Source organism: Listeria fleischmannii subsp. fleischmannii LU2006-1 (assembly GCF_000344175.1).
GTDB classification, from domain to species: Bacteria; Bacillota; Bacilli; order Lactobacillales; family Listeriaceae; genus Listeria; species Listeria fleischmannii.
Genome location: NZ_ALWW01000004.1, coordinates 12547 through 32098, shown reverse-complemented (window position 1 = coordinate 32098; position 19552 = coordinate 12547). Strand labels below are relative to the sequence as shown.

Sequence of the window (19552 nt, the reverse complement as noted above, 5' to 3'; positions counted from 1 at the left end):
TTATAAAAACAGCCCCCACAATTAATTTTCAAGTTTTCCACGTAAAACCATTTGTAAAATACCGCCATGACGATAGTAATCAATTTCTACTTCTGAATCAAAGCGTGCAATAGCATAAAAATTGGTTACCTTTCCAGAAGGCGATGTAGCCGTTACGCTTACAGTTTCTCGAGGTGTAACAGATTCAGAAATTGCTACATCGAACGTTTCTTCACCTGTTAAGCCAAGTTCATTCGCCCCTTCTCCTGCTTTAAATTGGAGAGGTAAAACGCCCATCATCACCAAATTAGAACGATGAATACGCTCATAACTTTTCGCAATGACGGTTTTGATTCCAAGTAAATTGGTTCCCTTAGCAGCCCAATCGCGTGATGAGCCCATTCCGTAATCATCACCAGCAAGAACCGCTAGGCCTGTTCCATCCGCCATATATTTACGCGAAGCATCATAGATAGACATCACTTCTTTAGTAGGAAAATATGTTGTGTAGCCGCCTTCTGTTCCTTCTGCGATTTGATTTTTAATCCGAATGTTAGCGAACGTGCCGCGCATCATTACATCGTGATGGCCACGTCTTGAACCGTAAGAGTTAAAATCGCGGATAGCCACACCTTGTTTTTGTAAAAATTGACCTGCTGGTGTATCTTTCCCTATTGCTCCAGCTGGGGAAATATGGTCAGTTGTGACAGAATCACCAAATTTCCCGATAACACGAAGTCCAGAAAGTGGCTCCACTCTACCTTTTTCCTTCGATAAGTTTTCGAAAAATGGTGGATTAGCAATATAAGTGGAATTTTCATCCCATTTATAGAGTGCTTCATCCGTTGTGTCAATTTCATTCCATGCCTCATTTTCATCAAACACACGCGCATATTGTTCGCGGAATAATTCTGGTGTAACCGTACTTTCAACAAGCTCCTTCACTTCACTTGAAGATGGCCAAATATCTTTTAAGAAATACGCTTCTCCGTTATTTCCGTAACCAATCGGCTCGTTTTCTAAATCGATATTTGTTGTCCCAGCTAACGCATAAGCCACAACTAGTGGCGGTGAGGCTAGGAAATTAGCTTTTACAAGCGCATGAATACGACCTTCAAAATTTCGGTTTCCACTAAGCACTGCAGAAACAAGCAAGTCATTTTCTTGAATGGCTGTTTCAATCTCCTCTTTTAGCGGTCCAGAGTTCCCAATACAAGTTGTACAACCATAACCGACTAAATCAAAGCCTAGTTTATCTAAATAAGGCAGTAAGCCGGCTTTTTCCAAATAGCCTGTTACAACTTTAGAACCTGGCGCAAGGGAAGTTTTCACAAATTTTGGTACTTCAAGTCCCAGCTCAACGGCTTTTTTAGCAACTAGACCTGCTGAGAGCATAACATATGGATTGGATGTGTTTGTACAACTTGTAATGGCTGCAATAGCTACAGAACCCGTTTTCATAATAGATTCATCGCCGTTTCCATATACGACTTTCGCAGATTGCTTAAGTGCATCAGGCTCTAAACCAAAGCCTTGGTTGCCAGCTGGTGCTGAAATCGATTTTTGGAAAGTTTCTTTCATTTTAGATAGAGGAATTAAATCTTGTGGGCGTTTAGGGCCTGAAAGATTCGGTTCGATTTCACTTAAATTGATTTCAACTGTGTCGGTATAGTCTGGTTCAACAGCATCTTTTGTGAAAAATAAATCATTTTCTTTTAAATACGTTTCCACTAGGCGAATTTGTTTTTCATCGCGCCCTGTCAAACGCAGGTAGGTTAATGATTCGGCATCCACTGGGAAAAATCCACAAGTCGCACCGTATTCAGGCGCCATATTGGCTACAGTTGCTCTATCAGCAAGCGGTAACGTTGATACACCTGGTCCGTAAAATTCGACAAACTTCCCTACGACTTTTTTCTCACGAAGGACCTGAGTCACTTTAAGTGCGAAATCTGTTGCGGTTGCTCCGTTTGGTAGTGCACCTGTCAGTTTTACGCCGATGACTTCTGGAATTGGGAAATAAGAAGGTTGACCGAGCATTCCTGCCTCTGCCTCAATTCCGCCAACACCCCAACCCAGAACACCGATGCCGTTAATCATCGTTGTATGACTGTCTGTTCCAACAAGAGTATCAGGAAAGGCGAACGTTTCGCCATTTTCTTCTTTGGCAATTACAACACTCGCTAAATATTCCAGGTTAACTTGGTGAACAATACCGGTTGCAGGAGGTACAGCACGATAATTATCAAAGGATTTTTGAGCCCAATTTAAAAACTGATAACGCTCCATATTTCGTTTAAATTCTAGCTCCATATTAATCTTAAGCGCCTCTGGGCTCGCATAACTATCCACTTGCACTGAGTGATCGACAACAAGATCAACTGGAATTTCTGGATTAATTTTTTCCGGATCTCCCCCCATGTCGGCCATCGCTTTTCTAAGAGAAGCCAAATCAACAACAGCAGGAACACCAGTAAAATCCTGTAAAATAACCCGCGCTGGTTTAAACGGAACCTCTCCGTCGTTTTGACTAGCGTCTTTGGACCAGTTCATAAGCCCTTTAATGTGCTCATCTGTAATCGTATGTCCGTCACTTTGCCTTAAAACGGATTCTAGTAATACTCGAATGGAATAAGGCAAGCTTTTAATGTTCGCTTCTAACGCATTTAAATTAAAATAATGGTACGTCTTATCATCTAATTGAAAAGATGATTTTGTTTTTGTCTTTCAAATTTGACATCCACGTTTCCTCCTCTATTTCGAAACGATTGGTATTTCCTTCTTCATTTTACTGGAAATCGAATGATAAGTAAACTAAGTTATTCTTTTGAAATTCAATAAGTTTTTATTATATATAAAGAGGCATGCAAATTTGCATGCCTCTTTATACACTTACCTTACAAGTAATAATAGTTTTCCTTCTTCAAGTTCTGATACAAATTGTTCGACTTGGCTATCGGTTAAGTCAAAATCTTCAAGTAGACGTTTAACCGTTTTATCATTTGTACGTGAAAACCATTTTGCAAATGGTCCAGCCGCATAAAGCGCACCGTACTTCGGATTATAAGCTTGAGGAATAACAATGGCGCCACTTAAACTTTGAAGAATGCCAGAAATAATACCGAATGCCTCTTCGTTCACCGGGCGTTCTTGTTCCGTTTCAGTGCGTTCCGCAATTTCTTCACTCACTTTTTTATTTTTAGCTAATACAGAAATATCTTCTTTTTGATAGCCTTGTTGAACCAATTTTTCAATTTGCAGGATTGCTTCCTCTTCATTTGCAACAGATACGACTTCCCAATTATTCATTCTTAACGCATCCCTTCTTTATTAAATGTTAGAAGTGCTTTCATCTCTTCCGTTGTCAGCTTGTTTAATAACTGTTCACCCGGTTGAATGAGCGCATCGACTAACGCTTGTTTCTTTTGTTGTAATTCAAAAATTCGTTCTTCAATGGTCCCTTTGGCGATAAATCGAATCACCTGGACAATGTTCTTTTGACCAATTCGGTGCGCTCTGCTTGCCGCTTGCTCTTCAATCGCCGGGTTCCACCATAAATCAAACAGGATAACGGTGTCTGCCCCTGTTAAATTCAGGCCTGTTCCCCCTGCTTTTAGCGAGATTAAAAAAATGTTTTTCTTCCCTTCGTTAAAGGCTGTTACATCCTCTACGCGCTTTCTAGCATGTGTTTTCCCGTCAAGGTAAAAATAAGGAATTTCACGCTCAGAAAAGCCCTCTTTTAGTAATTGTAGCATACTTGTAAACTGGGAGAAAATAAGAATCCGTTTTCCACTATCAAGTGCAGCTGTCACTGTATCAAACAGCTGAATTAATTTACTGGATTCCCCGCTATAATCAGGAATAAATAGCCTTGGATCACAGCATATTTGACGCAATCTAGTTAGACCAGCAAGTAAGCGAATTTGTTCTTCGCCTTGAGAGTAAGAGCCGGCAGATAGTTCCGCTTGAATTTTCTCCACATAGGCTAAATAAATTTGTTTTTGTTCATCCGTTAACTCTGAATAAAGCGTTGTTTCGATTTTCTCTGGCAATTCACGAGCAACATCCTTTTTAAGGCGCCGCAGTAAAAATGGCCGGATAAGCATCGCAATTTTTTGATGGTCGACCTCTTTAAATTTGCGAAGTGACGGGAAAAATCCCGGTAAAATCGTTTGAAAAATCGTCCATAACTCATCTACTGAATTTTCAAGCGGCGTCCCGCTAAGCGCAAACATTGATTTTCGTTTAAGACTTCTAACCGCCTGACTGACTTTAGTTGTATAGTTTTTTATCATCTGAGATTCATCTAAAATAATCGTATGGAACAGATTTTCTTGAAGTAATTCCGCATCTTGACGAAGTGTCTGATAAGAAATTAAATAAACATGATTCGCTTCAAGATGCGCCAATTTTTCTAGACGCGCCGATTTACTTCCTTCCACTATTTCCACCGATACGTTTTCTCCAAACGTATTAAATTCATTTAACCAGTTATAAAGAAGTGAAGCCGGCGTCACGATAAGAACAGGATCCAGTGTTTTATTTTCTTCTAGCTCAGATAAAAGAAAAGCGATGGTTTGAATCGTCTTTCCTAGCCCCATATCATCTGCTAACACGCCGCCTAATTGGTATTTGGCAAGTGATTTCATCCATTCGAAACCAACAATTTGATAATCACGGAGCGTAGCGTTTAGCTCAGGCGGAATAGTGAAATGATCCTCTGAGAAATGGTGTAGTTCTTCAAGTAATTCACGATATTTTTTACTAAATTTTTGACGATCTTTTTGTCCATTTTCAAGTTCATAAAGTTGGATGCCTCGATAAACCGGCATTTGCATCGTTTCACTCACTTCATTTTGGCGGACATCCAGCACATCAAATAAGCGTTTTATTTGCTCAAAACTTTCGTCTTCAAGAGAAAGAAATTGCCCATTTTTTAACCGGTGATACGTTTTTTTCTCGCGTAAAGAAAGTAAAACATCTCTTGTTTCATCTTCTGGAATTCCTAAAAACTCAAATGACACAGATAAAAAGGTACTACCGTCTGCCACATCAAATGTTGTAACGGGTTCTGCATCCGGAAATGTCATATTTTCCATGCCGTCTTCCATAAATATCGTGACATATTCGCTAAGTTTTGGCACTATACGGGCATAAAAATGGTACAAGTCCTGTTCTTTCATACTTAAAACCATATGATCACCGGAGAATAAAATCGGTGCGTTTTCAATGAGTTGCATGATTTTTGTTTCGGTTTCAATATCACGGATTACAATGCGTTCATCGCTACCTTCGTTTTCCTCAAAATGAAAGGGTTCAAAAATCCAGTCAGCATACGCATACTGCAGTTTTAGCTCATGTTTGCCGTCTTCTGCTATTGAAATAAAAAGTTGTGCTTTAAGTGGGAAATTGATAATTCGGTTTTGGATAGATGTATCAAGGTCAACTGTTCCACTTTTTTGAAGTGCAGGTAAAACATATGAAACCATCTCACTTAGCCTTGCCTCATTGAACTGGACGACATCGCTTTTTGTGACTTTTTGAAATTCTACAAGTGGCATAATACTAAGCCATTCTGAATGGTTTAAAAAGTGAAAAGTGCCATCTAAAAAAACGAGCTGATATTTGTCTAAAAAAACAGCTTGTTGTAACGATTCTAGTTCGATTTGATATTTTCCGCTAGAAGTACTTCTAAAAATATAATGGAAGTCTAGGGCATTTTTCACAATTTGAATAGTAGGATAGCGCATTAAAAGTTCATTTTGTTCGGAAAATATTTGTAAACTCGCTTTTTTTAAAGCTAATTTCTCAAGTAATTCTTCTGCTAAATAAGGTGTAATGATAAGCGTTTTGTCATCTTGATAGCTTCTTGTAAAATAGGCATCCGAAAGATCATACATCTCCTGAATATCGCTAATTTGCGCGAGCATTTGTAAAATCGCCTCATCTTCTTCTGAAAAAGTATGTTCGTTTGGATCAAACGTAAAATTTTTCGTAAATGTCAGTAGTTGATTATAGCGTACAGCGTCTAAAAAGGCTTGAATATTTTTAACCACATAGGTACGCTCCTGGCCAACTTTAAGTTCAATAATCAGTTGTCTTTGTTCATTTTCATATTTTAAAGCTAGCTGATAGTCCACCTGGAGCTGCGTTTTGGCCGAAACAACAGGTACATCAAATTGTTCCGCTAAACTTTCTTGAAAAAGGGATAGTAGCGTGACAGATTCTTGTTCTAATATGCGCTCTTTTAAACTTAATTTTTTCTTTTCGTGTAGTAATTCTGCTTTTTTTTAAATAGGCGGCATACATGTGTTGACAAACTCTCTCGCCGTAAAGATGACTGTCACAGGTACAGTCTAATACATCGGTCTGAGTTTCTGTGACCATTTCCCCGTCAGAAAAGTAAAAAATGGTTTGCCCATTTTCTTTATCTATTTTATAAAGCGCCTCATCTTTTATAAGTCCTTTTGCATCTTGCTTAACTTGATAAGGTACCATCTCATCTTGAATATTGATTTGCCGCTTCATTGTAATCCCTCTCTTTTATGAATCCTCTAAACTTTCATTTTACCACAAAAAAAAGAGACCCGCCATGAGTCTCTTCCTATTCCTTTTTACATATTCAAAACAAATTGTGTCTTACTCCCTTGGTTTGTGGCTGTGACTTCGAGCCTTGCAGGGATTCGTTCTTTTAATTCAGGTACATGAGAGATGATCCCTACAAGACGCCCATTTTCTTGCGTTTCAAGCAAACATTCAATCGCCATATCAAGCGATTCAGGATCAAGCGTACCAAAACCTTCATCAATAAACATCGTATCAAGAGAAATCCCACCAGCCATCTCCTGCACGACTTCAGCTAGTGCAAGGGCAAGTGCGAGAGAAGTTTTAAAGCTTTCTCCTCCTGATAAAGTTTTGACATGCCGCGTCATTCCTGTGTATTCATCGTACACCTCAAGCTCAAGACCACTTTGCGCATTACCTTTCGCCTTATCTCGTTTTCGACTAAGTTCAAAACGGCCATTTGTCATCTTAAGAAGCCGCACATTTGCCCGGCTCACAATCGTATCAAGGAAAGTAGCCAGCACATATCTCTCAAACGTAATCCGTAAATCATTTTTCCCGCGTGCAGTATCAGCAAGCAAGCCTAAATCTGCATATTCCTCTTCAAAATGAAGTAACTGCGCTTTTTTGGAAATAAAGAGCTCAAAATGCCTGTTTGTTTCATTTCCCCGTTCGCGCACAACCAGCATTTTTTGTTCCGCTTCACTTTGATGATTTTTAGCCTCATCCAATTCTTTTTGTAACTTCACCAGGTCTTTTTTCTCGGCACCTTTTAATTTTTCTTCTAAAACTTGTTTTCTATCCACAGCTACATAAAGCGAACGTTCATAGTCGGACAGTTCTTTTTCAATGGCCGGAATATCCTTTATCTGCGCCATATAAGTATGAAATTCCGCCTCATCATTTAAACCAAGTTGAACTCGCTTTTCTTCAAAAACAGTTTGGTCATTAGCGAATTCTTTCGAAAGCTTTGCGAGTTGTTCTGTGATACTTTTTTGACGTGCCGTATACTGGCTCACAATATCCTTTTGTGTCTGAAATTTTTCTAGCACTTCCTTTTCGTGCGCCTCAAATTCAGCGAGTGATGCTAAAATCTGCTTGTGTATTCTGTGAAAATCTTCTGGTTTTCGTAAACTTTCCGGGATATCCGTTAGAAGCCAGCTTATTTCAGTGTCTAACAGTTCGATGTCTCTTTTTAGTTGATCCTTTTCCATTTGTAAGTCAGTTAATTCATTCGTTAACTCTTGCTTCAGTTGTTCTTTTTTCAAAAGCTCATTCTTTAGATTTTCACGCAGTTTGAGACTTTCGTTTAACTGACTTTGTTTTTGCTTGGCTTCTTCTAGCTTTGATGTGACGCGCGTAAGCTCTTCCTGCCACTTTTCTACATCTCTACCGTCTAGCCCTTCCCATTGCTCTTTTTGCCATACAATGCGCGCCATTTGTTCCTCTACTTCTTTTAAACGAACTGTGTGCTCTTCCACATCTTGTAAAGCTTGCTCCAAATCTTCCATTTGAAACTTTTTGGAAAACGTAGCAAGTGCCGGATGACTCTCTGATCCACAAACAGGACAAGCATCACCCTCGTGTAAGTGTTGTGCAAGAACGGCCGCTTGTTCTCTTTTAGATGCAGCAAAGAGATCATCTTTAACATGCTCCACTCTATCAAGTTCCGCTCTATAAACTTCTTTTTTCTGCTTTAAATCAAAAAGTTGTTGATCCATTTCAAAAAGTTGGCGAGTTTTTGTCAGATTCTCCGTCACTTGTTTGTGATTCATTTCAAATTTATTTATTTTTTCAAGAAGATGGAATCGTTCCTCTAAAATCGTCGAAAGTGCTTCTAAACGTTCCTTTAGCGACGTCATTTCCTGCGTTAACTGCCCAAAATTCGTTTCTTGCTCTTTAAAAGCAAGCTCTTTTATTTTAAAAGCAGCCTTTTTCGTTTCAAGTGATGTCACATTTTCCGTCAGCTGTTCCATTTTCGGTAACATTTTTTCAAATTCGATTTTATTTCGACGCCACTTCTCGGCACGTTCTTGTTTACTTGTAAGAGCAAGTTTCTCTTCTTCCCATTTTGACAGCTCCACTTCCGCTGTTTTCAAATCTGCCTCAGTTTGTTCAAATTCCCGCTTCGTCTCGCCTAGTTTTTCATCTGTTCGTTTAAGCTGTCCAAAAAAAAGGCTGCAAATTTTGAGCTGCCTCCATTTTAGCTAGCCTCCATTTTAGCTAGCCTAGATTTTAGCCGTTCCATATCAGGCTTCCGCGCGTAAAGTTCTGTAAGTAGCTCATTTTGTTTCTCAAGCTGGGCAAAATCCGCTTCAATCCCCTCTGCCACTGCAACGTTTTGAGCTGCCGAAAGACTAATTTTCTGCAAGCTTGAAAGTTCGTTTTGTTTTTCCAGAAGTTCCGCCTTTTGTTCTGCTATTTTAGCTTCAAAACGTGCCTCCACCTCTGGTACAGAAAGCGAATCATCGTCAAATTCTGTCACGATAACATCCCAAAGTTCTCGCCGCGTATTTTCAGCTTGCATCTGTAGATTTTTCTGTTTTTCAAAAAGTAAATTTTCAACACGCTTATAAAAATCAGTATGGGCAAGCCGCTGCAAAATGGCTTCCTTCTCTTTACTATCTGATACAAGTAATTCCCGGAACTCACCTTGGGGAATCATTAGGATTTGACGAAACTGATCCACATTTAGCTGAATTAATTCTTCCATTTTTACCTTTACATCCCGAACAGAACTTGCGAGAAGCTTTTCTCCTCCACCTGTTAATTCATATAATTCCGCTTTTTGATTTAAAGAACGCATGCCATCACCGCGGGCTTTTCGCACTTCTTGTTGAGGTGAACGTTTAATATAGTAGGTTTTTTGGTGGAGCATAAACGTTAAGGTCACTTCAGTTAAATCACGTTCACAAGCAAAATCACTACGCATGGATGCCCCTTCACGGTCCGCTAAATTCGTCACGCCGAAAATAGCAAAACTAATCGCATCAAAAATCGTAGACTTCCCGGCACCCGTTTTGCCAGAAATCACAAAAATCCGTTCAGTTCCAAGTTCAGTGAAATCAATCGTTTCTAATTTTTTATAGGCGCCAAAAGCTTCCATTGTTAATTTTAACGGTCTCATCCTTGACCTCCCTCACGCGCTTCTTTAAAAACAAGTTCCATTTTTTCGCGTTGTGCTGCTGTCATTTTTTGGCCATTTGCAAACTCAAAAAACTGATCAAATAACGCAACATCCTCTTTTTTCATCAAATCCTCAAATTTCACATCGCGATCCGTCTCCATTTGATGCCGCACTCTCTCTAAATGTAAAATATTCGGGTAAAACTTCCGTAATTGTCCCATCGGATCAAGCAAGGCGTGTGCATCCGTCAATTTTACTTGCAGATAATCTTCTTTTTTGTCTAAAATAGTCGTTGTTAGTTCTTCCAAGCTTCCGCTCACAATTCGCATATCGCGCATTGGTTTTAGGAACACTTCACGTACGTCGCAATTTTTTTCTTGAAGTGTTACGATGCGCACACTTTTTTTATCCTTGCTTTCTGAAAAAGAATATTTTAGAGGGGAACCGCTGTAATGAATAGTCGGGTGCGTGATGGCGTGCGGATGATGCAAATGGCCGAGCGCCACATAGTCAAAATCGGCGAAACATTTTGTGGAAACACGGTCCACATTACCAATGGCGAGACTTCGTTCAGAGTCACTTGGAATTCCGCCTGAAACAAAAGCGTGCCCGACTAATATCTGTGTTTTTGTTTGGTCCGCTCGTGCTCTTATTGTATCCGTTATTTTTTGCATGGCTTCTTCGTATGTACGGACAGTTTCATCTTGAAAGATTTTACGTACGGTAGCTGGTTCGTGAAAAGGAACAAGCCAGATTTCAGCATCTTGAAAACTTACTTTTGGGATAGGATCTGTCATTTTACCGGCCAAATAAAGGCCTGATTTCTCATACCAAGCCGAGCCAAATTGCAGTCTCTCCGCACTATCATGGTTCCCACTAATGGCGAAAATCGGTAAACCAAGTGTTACATTCCACTCATAAAAAATATCGTTTAAAAGAAGAACGGCACTCGCAGGCGGGACTGAACGATCGTATAAGTCCCCTGCCACAATAATGCCATCAACTTGCTCTTTTTTGATAATTTCCGTTATTTGATTTAAAATATAGGCCTGATCCTCTAACATGGAAACCCCGGAAACAATTTTTCCAAGGTGAAGATCAGCTGTATGTAAAAGTTTCATAATGCCCTCTTTTCTGCTACTTCATATTTTTAATGCAAAAATCTGTTTTTTTGAGTATACTTAAACTAGTTGATGTCTTTAGGGAGTGAAAAAGTTGTTTTATAAATTTGCTAAAACTGTCGTCCATATTATTTTAATCATCATTGGTGGACGATTTCAAGTACAAAACAAAGAAAAAATACCTGTAGCACCTTATGTTGTTGTCTCGCCACATACTTCATGGATTGAAATTATTTATCTGGGGTTTGCTGTCTCCCCTACATCTGTTCATTATATGGCGAAACAGGAGTTATTTAAAGGGAAATTTCTAAATTGGCTTATGACGCATTTAAATGCTTTCCCAGTTAATCGTGATAATCCTGGGCCAAGCGCTATTAAAGCGCCAATTCGATTACTTAAGCAAGGAAAAGTCGTCGGCATTTTTCCGAGTGGCACGAGAAAACAAACTAATTTACATTTAAAACGAGGCGCTGTCACCATTGCATTTAAAGGAAAAGTTCCTATGCTACCAGCCTTTTATGATGGCCCAAAAAACTTTAAAGAAATTCTAAAAAGAAAACCGATTACCATTCGTTTTGGTGATCCAATTCATTTAAACGACAGTGATAAAGAGCAAAAAGAAATATTAGAAGAAAAATCGCTTGAACTTATGGCTACTTTCGACCAACTACAACAAGAAATTCAGGCTACTAAGAAAAAATAGTTTAAAAAAAGCATTTTGGGGAGTCCCAAAATGCTTTTTATTACATTGTATCCGTTAAAATATCGGAACCAGCTAAACCGTTGTCTTCTAGAATTTTAGAAATTTCAGCAGATGCTTTTTGAAGATTTTCATCCGCTTTGGTTGTATCAACTGGTGTTTGTTTTAATGCTGTTGCTTCATCAGCGTATGCAGCACTTAAATCCGAAACTGCTTTTTTAAAGTCGTCAGTGGATTTTCCTAAGTCTGGTACTTTTTCATCAGCCAAAGCATCTGAAACAGCTTGTGCAGATGTTGAAGCATTTTTAGCAAGATCAGCTAACTCTTTGTCAGATGGTTTTGGATCCGCTGTTGATGCACTTACATATGCGCTATAATCCGCATTTTTATCACTAATCGTGGATACTAAATCCATATAATAATTTAGTACGTCTTCACTTGACGTTTTTTTAGAACCCTCTTTTTTGTCTGAATCACTGCTTGAAGATGAACAAGCTGCAAGTGCTACAGCTAAGACAAGCATAAGCATAGTAATAAGCGTTTTTTTCAAAATATTTCCTCCTCTTTCTTTCCCATAAAGTTAAGTTGCATGTAACAATATTATTATAACTTTTACAAATTCCTTACACAAGTTATTTTGGCAATAAATCCATTTACTCCGCCATTTCTTTCGGTGTTTCAAGATTTTTGGCAACATTTTTATATTGAATGTACATAGCAACACGCCATGGCACAATCATTGCAAACGCCATAATCCAGAACATACCTGATAATTCCCCTACTTCAAGGCTTCCGCTAATTAAATATTTAATAAAAATACGAATAAGTAGAAGTGACATCAAAATGACAGGAAAAGCTTTTGTCCGTTTAATAAAAACAAAGTCCTCTTTAATTTCAAATTTTGTTGTCCAAATTAGAATAATAGAGAAAACGAGTCCCATGAGTATCGCTTCTAGAATATCAATTCCAGTGACACGAAAGAATGGTATAACAAACATAAGGGCCCCCGTTGACATCATAACAGGCGGTAAAATAATTCCTTTTATGGATGCAGGTCGTTTTGACGCTTTCATACGAATTAAAATAATCATTGAACCAAAAACGAGTGTAATAATAATAGATAAGATAAGTGACATAATGATTCCCCCTAAGATACTTCGATAGCCATTATAGCGCTAATCCGTGAGAAAAGAAACCAAAATGTTTACACGTCCATGCCGCTATTTTGAAGCTGATACATCGAATGATAAATCCCACCCATCTGTAAAAGCTCATCATGCGTTCCGCGCTCTACTATCTCTCCTTTGCTTAAAACGAGGATTAAGTCGGCATCCTTAATTGTCGAAAGTCGATGCGCTATCGCAATCGTTGTACGACCTGCCCTCATTCGTTTTAATCCCGTTTGAATAAGACTTTCCGTTTCGGTATCAATATTCGCTGTTGCTTCATCCAAAACAAGAATTTGCGGATTCGTAACCACTGTTCTTGCAAACGAAATGAGTTGCCGTTGACCACTTGAAAATGACGCGCCTCGCTCAATAACTTTGTGGTCGTACGTCTCATTTAACGTTTGAATAAAACGATCCGCTTGAACAAATTTCGCAGCATCTTCTACTTCTTGATTCGAAATCGATGCATTATAAAGCCGAATATTATCACGGATATTTCCATAGAACATAAAACTATCTTGCAAAACAAGCCCTGTTTTCTGACGTAATTCACGAATCGGATATTGTTTAATAGAGCGGTCATCAATTAAAATTTCCCCACGTTCAAATTCATAAAAACGCATCATTAAATTAATAATTGAACTTTTACCACTTCCTGTGTGACCAACAAGTGCGACTGTTTGCCCTGATTCCGCGGTAAAGCTAATGTTTTTTAGCACATCATGTTCTCCGTCATAGGCAAACGAAACATTTTTAAATTCAATTTTGGCCTTATCAATTTTTGCATCCGCCACATCCTCTTGTGCCGGAACTTCCTCTGTTTCATCCATTATACGAAAAACACGTGCCGCTGCCGTAATAGCTTCTTGATACATGGCAAGACGCTCCATCACATTATAAATGGCCTCTAAAAAGCGGTCAAAATAGCTGACAAAGGCATAAATCGTTCCAATCGCAACTGGGCCGATTAGCGATTCTGCACCAAAAAAGCCTAAAATAATTACAACGGCGATGGCATAAATAAAATCAATGGCCGGTCCTAATAAAAGGGCATTAAATTTAATGTTTTTCATACCAACATCATAATAGTCTTTATTGATGACTTCAAATTCGCGCGCTAGGCGTCTTTCTTGGTTAAATTGTTGCACAATCGACATACCGGAAATAGATTCGCTAATATTCGCATTTAATTGGCTCAACTTTTCGCGTTTTGCTCGGTAAAACTTGGAACTTTTTTTTCGGTACACGATGATGATAAACGCAATAAGCGGGAATAGCGCTAAACAATATAATGCAAGCTGAACGTCAAGTGCGAACATCGCCACATACATTCCGATTAGCATGAATAAGCTTTGAATCGCTGTAGAAAGCACATTGATAAACATGTCTTTAATCGCTTCCGTGTCGTTTGTAACACGCGAAACAATACTACCCGCAGGGGTTTTGTCAAAATAACGCATCCCGAGCGTATGCAGTTTTGAGAAAATATCTATCCGAATGCGTTCCACAATTTGAAAGGCAATTTTTTGGAAGAAAAAGAGTTGGAAATACCAAATGATGACCTTTGCAAGTGCGAGCCCGATATAGGTCGAAACAAGGATGGTGATGGCTTTATAAGCAAAGTTCATCGGCGTCAAATAATCGTCCAAAAACTTCCGAATAATAAGTGGGGACACAACGTCAATGATGGTCACAAACAAAACAAGAAAACCAGTAAGTGTTAGTAGTGGAATATGGAAACGAGTATAGCTCATTAAACGTTTTAAAACCTGTCTATGCTCTTTCCCCGTCATCGTTAATAAATCGTCGTTTACTTGTTCATTCACGTCCATCACCCCCTTCTAAATGTTCCTCAAGTTGCTGTTCTCGGTACATCTCAGCATACCATCCATTTTCTGAAAGCAGCTCTTGATGCGTTCCTCGTTCGACGATTTGACCTTTATCAATGACAATAATCAAATTCGCATGTTCCACAGAACTTAATCGATGGGCACTAATGATGGTCGTTTTTTCAGCACGGCTTGTTTTTAAATTTTCTAAAATTCGTTCTTCTGTTTTAGCATCGACCGCTGATAGAGCATCATCTAGGATGAGCAGTTCAGGATTCATTATTAATGCTCTAGCAATGGCAAGCCTTTGCTTTTGTCCACCAGAAAGCGATACGCCTCGCTCACCAACAATCGTTTGATAGCCCTTTGGAAAGCCTTCAATATCTTCATGGACAGCGACGGTTTGTGCAGTAGCCACCACTTCTTCTAGCGTTTTTTCTGGTACGCCAAAACGGATATTGTCTAAGATTGTAGTCGAAAATAAAAATTGGTCTTGTGGCACGTAGCCAATTGCGCTGCGAAGCGATGCTGTTTCGTAATCTTGAATTTTGACGCCGCCAAACGAAATTTCGCCTTCGTAGTCATCATATTCACGTAGTAACAGTTTTAAAAGCGTTGTTTTACCTGCTCCTGTACGCCCCACAATTCCAAGCGTTTCACCTGCATTTATTTTGAAGTCTACATTCTCTAAAATTGGCTCTTTTTCATCCGGATAAGTGAACTGATGAATACGGACGCAAAGAGCACCACTAGGCGTCGTAGAAAGAGCATTTTCGTGATTAACCACATCTTCTTTTTCTTGCAATAATTTTGTAATTCGATCATATGATGCGCTTCCTCGTTGAATAATATTGTATAAAAATCCGAAAGCTAACATGGGCCAAATGAGTAAAAATAAATAGTTAACAAAGGCGATAACTTGCCCAATTGTGAGCGTTCCTTCTACAACAAACTTGGAACCAAAGCCAATTGCAAGTACAAACGAAATGCTAACTACAATGGAAATCATCGGATCAAACATCGCATCCACTCTTGCAACTGCAACATTTTTCTTGACAACATTGCTCGTTTGTTTGGAAAAATCAAGAATGTCTTCTTTTTCTTGCCCGAATGTTCGTGTTACTTTAATACCGGAAATACTTTCTTGCGTTTTGTCATTTAGTTTTGAAAATGAGCGCTGGGCACTATGAAAGCGTTCATGTAATTTTTTACCTAAAATTGAAGTTCCGACAACCATGATTGGCATGGGCAGTAAAGCTATTAAAGTTAAGCGCCAATCAATGCTAATTGCCATCATTAAAATAACCGAACTTCCTGTAAGAACAGAATCAGCGAGTGTAAGCACGCCAATTCCTGCAACTTGCTGAACAGCCGCTATATCATTTGTCGCATGCGCCATTAAATCTCCTGTCCGGTAACGCTGAAAGAAAAACGGCGACATTTTAGTCAAATGTTCAAATAAACGAAGTCGCAATGTTCTTTGTAACTTATTATCCGATCCGAAAATCAAAACACGCCATACATATCTGCCCAGATAAGTGACAACTGCCACCACAGATAAAATCACAATCCATTTGATAAGCGCCTCTTTCGTAAGCGACTCAGCTGTAATCGCATCTACGACCTTCCCAATCACAAATGGTGGCACTAATTGCAAAAGAGCAATCACAAACAAAATCGCTACTCCAAAAATATAATACATCTTTCGTTCTTTAAAAAACCATCCCAAATCCCTAAAAATCTTCAAGCGGCAACCCCTCCTTTTCCCTTTTTAGACAACAAAAAATAATGGACCACTTTTCTGCCCATTATTACTTAAAATGAATTATTTGCCATCTATTTTCCGCGCACAAAGCCAACAAGAGAGGTTAATAAATCCCCTTTTCAGTTAAAGAATCGGTACGGAGCAACACAAATAATGAAATTTTAAGCAATAATGATTTTTCTACATATTTACGCATCTCGCATACCTCCTTTAATAAAATTTATGCAACGCTTACATTTTACAATATCTGGAAATAAATTACAACTACTTTTTTAGATAAATTCAAAATCTTTTGTCACTAAGCTTTTCAGCCACAACCAGAAGTTGCAAATCAAGTGCCAGTTGATGAAGCTCTTCTAAAGAATACTGCCCTAAATCTTTTGAAATAAAATTAGACTCCCCGTCCTGCTCCACCAGTTCCAACCTCCTTACGTCCGCCTCATTCTCCGCCACAAATTGCTGCCCCAAAAGTCCAAGTACTCGCTTATTACGACCATTTTCTAGCTCCTCATCTAAGAGTAACCGTATCACACCATTTTTTCTTACATCACGCAGAAAACGCGTCGAAAATAACATTAAATAGCCGAGTTTCAGCCTATTCTCCGAGTTCTCACCTAAAAAAGGTGTTACATAGCCAGAAAGTGTTTGCTCCACTTCTGACTCAAGCCTTTTTAAACTGCGCTCCAAAATTAAAGCTGCTTTTTCCTGATTCATGTTAGGTCCCTCTTTCCATATAAAAACGTCCTTTCTCATACTATGTAATCAAAAGGACGATCTTTATATTCTCAAAAAATGAAATTCGTTAACAAAAAATGTTTCAGGTTATTTTTTTTTTCTTTTTCCCTGTTTCTTTTTCTGTTTGTTTATTCATCGCACTCATCATTTGATTGATTTTCTTTTGAGACGGTTTTTGTCCCATTTGTGCCATCATCATTTGCAACATTTGCTCATTGATAGGCGGGTTGTTTTTTAAATAACTCATCATGTAGCGTCTTGCGATAAAGAAGCCACCAGCTAGTCCTGCAAGCAAACAAACAAGACCAACAAGAATGTAAATCCACATAGTTTCTTTCTCCTCCTTGAACGAATATACCTTCTTTATTGTACTTGATTTGCGCTTTACAAACAACTCTTTTTTACAAAAGAAAAAAGCGGATATTCTAATTTAGAATATCCACTCTTTAAATTATAAACTTTCTACAGTTTGAACAACATTTTCTACAGTAAAACCATAGTTTTCAATAATTGTTTCGCCTGGAGCAGAAGCACCAAACTTATCAATGCCAATTACTTTTCCGTCAAGACCTGTATATCTTTCCCAACCAAAGCTTGCTCCCATTTCAACAGCAACACGTTTACGAACCGCATTTGGAAGGACGCTTTCTTTATATTCTGCTGTTTGCTCTTCAAATAAATCAAATGAAGGTACAGAAACAACGGAAACATCGATTCCTTTATCAGCTAATTTTTGCTGAGCCGTAACAGCTAAATGAACTTCTGAACCACTTGCTAATAAAATAGCATCGGGAACATCTTTTTTCGCTTTTGAAAGAACGTAAGCTCCTTTACGAACCCCATCTTCTGCAAGTTTACTACTGTTTAGTAAAACTGGTAAACCTTGACGTGTTAGAACTAAAGCATGCGGTTTATTGGTTGCTTCAATAGCAATTTTCCATGCCGCATTCACTTCATTACCATCCGCAGGACGAAGGACAGATAACCCAGGCATCGCGCGAAGTGAAGCAAGTTGCTCAACTGGTTCATGTGTTGGTCCGTCTTCTCCAACTGCAATACTATCATGGGTTAAAACGTAAGTGACAGGTAAATGTTGAATAGCTGCTAAACGAATAGAAGCACGTAGATAATCTGAAAATACGAAGAATGTCCCTCCGTAAACCTTCAAACCTTCATGTAAAGCCATCCCGTTTAGGGCAGCTCCCATTGCAAATTCCCGCACACCAAACCAGATGTTACGTTCTTTTGGCGCATCTTTTGTAAATTCGCCATCTGTTTTGATGGTTGTATTATTAGAGCCAGCAAGATCTGCTGAGCCACCGAACAACTGCGGTAATGTTTCAGCAAGTACATTAATAGCCTCACCACTTGTCGCACGACTTGCTAAAGCTTTATCGCCTACTTCATAATGAGGCAATTTATCTGCAAAACCAGAAGGCAACTTACCATCTAAACTTTCTTCTAACTGTTTAGCGAGCTCAGGATAATTTGCTTTATAAGAAACAAACATGTCTGACCAAGCTTTTTCAGCTTGCGCTCCCCGTTTTGCAATCGTTTCTCCAAAACGTTCGTACACTTCATTAGGCACATAAAAATCTTCTTCGTATTCCCAGCCATATGCAGCTTTTGCAGCCTTCACACCATCAGCACCTAGAGGAGCTCCGTGCACTTTACTAGTTCCTGCATTTGGCGCTCCAAATCCAATAACTGTTTTAACTTCAATCATAGTCGGTTGCGATGTATTTTGCTTCGCTTTTTCAATCGCCGCTAAAATTTCAGCTGTATCATTCCCATCCTTTACAAGTAAATGTTCCCAGCCGTAACTTTCAAAACGATTTTTTACATTTTCAGAAAATGACTTATCTAAATCGCCATCTAGAGAAATATCATTAGAATCATAAAGCAAGATAAGACGTCCTAGTTGTTGATGTCCAGCAAGACTTGCTGCCTCAGCAGAAACACCTTCCATTAAATCGCCATCACCACATAGGGCATATGTATAGTGATCGACAACTTTAAAATCATCTCGGTTATATAGTGCCTCTAAGTGGCGTTCCGCCATTGCCATCCCAACTGCCATTGCAATTCCTTGTCCAAGTGGACCAGTTGTTGCATCAACACCGTCTGTATAACGATATTCAGGATGTCCAGGCGTTTTGCTCTCCCACTGACGGAAGTTTTTTAAATCCTCTATACTTAGCTTGTAACCACTTAAATGAAGCAAGCTATATAAAAGCATTGAACCATGCCCAGCAGAAAGTACGAATCGATCACGGTTAAACCAGTGAGAATTTGCTGGATTAGCATTTAAAACTTGGGACCATAATGTATAAGCCATAGGTGCAGCACCCATTGGTAACCCTGGATGACCAGAATTTGCTTTTTGAATGGCATCCATGGATAGGGTACGAATTGTATTAATCGCTAATTGATCTGTTTTATCGAACAAATGAAACATCCTCTCTTGATTAAATTTCAACTACCTCCATTTTATGCCTAAAAGATAAATTACACAACCAAAAAAGCATAAATGATCAAATTTATTGTTCGTTTGTTCATTTAT

The 19552-nt window shown here is 38.9% G+C and carries 11 protein-coding genes and 3 pseudogenes; 1 reads left to right on the top strand and 13 read right to left on the bottom strand.

Going from position 1 to position 19552, the window contains the following annotated elements; all coding sequences use genetic code 11:
- Window positions 1-21 precede the first annotated feature (21 nt).
- From acnA to LFLEISCH_RS02175, 6 genes and pseudogenes are all read right to left on the bottom strand, one after another.
- Window positions 22-2719: pseudogene (gene acnA / locus LFLEISCH_RS02195) on the bottom strand (aconitate hydratase AcnA).
- Between the two features lie 152 nt (window positions 2720-2871).
- Complete coding sequence (locus tag LFLEISCH_RS02190; RefSeq protein ID WP_007472605.1) at window positions 2872-3288, bottom strand: general stress protein; 417 nt, start codon at window positions 3286-3288, stop codon at window positions 2872-2874.
- A 2-nt stretch (window positions 3289-3290) separates the two neighbouring features.
- Window positions 3291-6507: pseudogene (locus LFLEISCH_RS02185) on the bottom strand (DEAD/DEAH box helicase).
- 86 nt (window positions 6508-6593) lie between these two features.
- Window positions 6594-8156 (bottom strand): annotated as a pseudogene (locus LFLEISCH_RS02180) (SbcC/MukB-like Walker B domain-containing protein); the annotation flags it as partial.
- Window positions 8157-8746: 590 nt separating this feature from the next.
- Window positions 8747-9670 carry an AAA family ATPase gene (locus LFLEISCH_RS14510; RefSeq protein ID WP_007472601.1) on the bottom strand — a complete coding sequence of 308 codons (924 nt, stop codon included), beginning with the start codon at window positions 9668-9670 and terminating at the stop codon, window positions 8747-8749.
- Window positions 9667-10791, bottom strand: a complete 1125-nt coding sequence (locus LFLEISCH_RS02175; RefSeq protein ID WP_007472600.1) for an exonuclease SbcCD subunit D — start codon at window positions 10789-10791, stop codon at window positions 9667-9669. Before LFLEISCH_RS02175 ends, LFLEISCH_RS14510 begins: the two co-directional genes overlap by 4 nt.
- A 94-nt stretch (window positions 10792-10885) precedes the next feature.
- Here LFLEISCH_RS02175 and LFLEISCH_RS02170 point away from each other — a divergent pair, with 94 nt between their 5' ends.
- Complete coding sequence (locus LFLEISCH_RS02170) at window positions 10886-11494, top strand: lysophospholipid acyltransferase family protein (RefSeq protein ID WP_007472599.1); 609 nt, start codon at window positions 10886-10888, stop codon at window positions 11492-11494.
- A 40-nt stretch (window positions 11495-11534) separates the two neighbouring features.
- Here LFLEISCH_RS02170 and LFLEISCH_RS02165 read toward each other — a convergent pair whose 3' ends face one another.
- The 7 genes from LFLEISCH_RS02165 to tkt form a co-directional block, all read right to left on the bottom strand.
- On the bottom strand, window positions 11535-12041 hold the full coding sequence (locus tag LFLEISCH_RS02165) for a hypothetical protein (protein WP_007472598.1): 507 nt from the start codon (window positions 12039-12041) through the stop codon (window positions 11535-11537).
- A gap of 103 nt (window positions 12042-12144) precedes the next feature.
- Window positions 12145-12627, bottom strand: a complete 483-nt coding sequence (locus tag LFLEISCH_RS02160; RefSeq protein ID WP_007472596.1) for a CcdC family protein — start codon at window positions 12625-12627, stop codon at window positions 12145-12147.
- Window positions 12628-12695: 68 nt separating this feature from the next.
- On the bottom strand, window positions 12696-14495 hold the full coding sequence (locus tag LFLEISCH_RS02155) for an ABC transporter ATP-binding protein (protein WP_007472594.1): 1800 nt from the start codon (window positions 14493-14495) through the stop codon (window positions 12696-12698).
- Window positions 14479-16236, bottom strand: coding sequence for an ABC transporter transmembrane domain-containing protein (locus tag LFLEISCH_RS02150; RefSeq protein ID WP_007472593.1), 1758 nt, complete (start codon window positions 16234-16236; stop codon window positions 14479-14481). Before LFLEISCH_RS02150 ends, LFLEISCH_RS02155 begins: the two co-directional genes overlap by 17 nt.
- A 300-nt stretch (window positions 16237-16536) precedes the next feature.
- Complete coding sequence (locus tag LFLEISCH_RS02145) at window positions 16537-16968, bottom strand: hypothetical protein (protein ID WP_007472592.1); 432 nt, start codon at window positions 16966-16968, stop codon at window positions 16537-16539.
- Window positions 16969-17071: 103 nt separating this feature from the next.
- Window positions 17072-17317, bottom strand: a complete 246-nt coding sequence (locus tag LFLEISCH_RS02140; RefSeq protein WP_007472591.1) for a YneF family protein — start codon at window positions 17315-17317, stop codon at window positions 17072-17074.
- Between the two features lie 123 nt (window positions 17318-17440).
- Window positions 17441-19438, bottom strand: a complete 1998-nt coding sequence (tkt, locus tag LFLEISCH_RS02135) for a transketolase (protein ID WP_007472590.1) — start codon at window positions 19436-19438, stop codon at window positions 17441-17443.
- Window positions 19439-19552: the final 114 nt, after the last annotated feature.

What these genes read in the sequence shown, in the direction of transcription:
- LFLEISCH_RS02190 (WP_007472605.1), bottom strand. Translation starts at nt 3,288, where the DNA reads ATGAATAATTGGGAAGTCGTATCTGTTGCAAATGAAGAGGAAGCAATC.
- LFLEISCH_RS02160 (WP_007472596.1), bottom strand. Translation starts at nt 12,627, where the DNA reads ATGTCACTTATCTTATCTATTATTATTACACTCGTTTTTGGTTCAATG.
- LFLEISCH_RS02145 (WP_007472592.1), bottom strand. Translation starts at nt 16,968, where the DNA reads ATGAATCAGGAAAAAGCAGCTTTAATTTTGGAGCGCAGTTTAAAAAGG.
- LFLEISCH_RS14510 (WP_007472601.1), bottom strand. Translation starts at nt 9,670, where the DNA reads ATGAGACCGTTAAAATTAACAATGGAAGCTTTTGGCGCCTATAAAAAA.
- LFLEISCH_RS02140 (WP_007472591.1), bottom strand. Translation starts at nt 17,317, where the DNA reads ATGTGGATTTACATTCTTGTTGGTCTTGTTTGTTTGCTTGCAGGACTA.
- LFLEISCH_RS02175 (WP_007472600.1), bottom strand. Translation starts at nt 10,791, where the DNA reads ATGAAACTTTTACATACAGCTGATCTTCACCTTGGAAAAATTGTTTCC.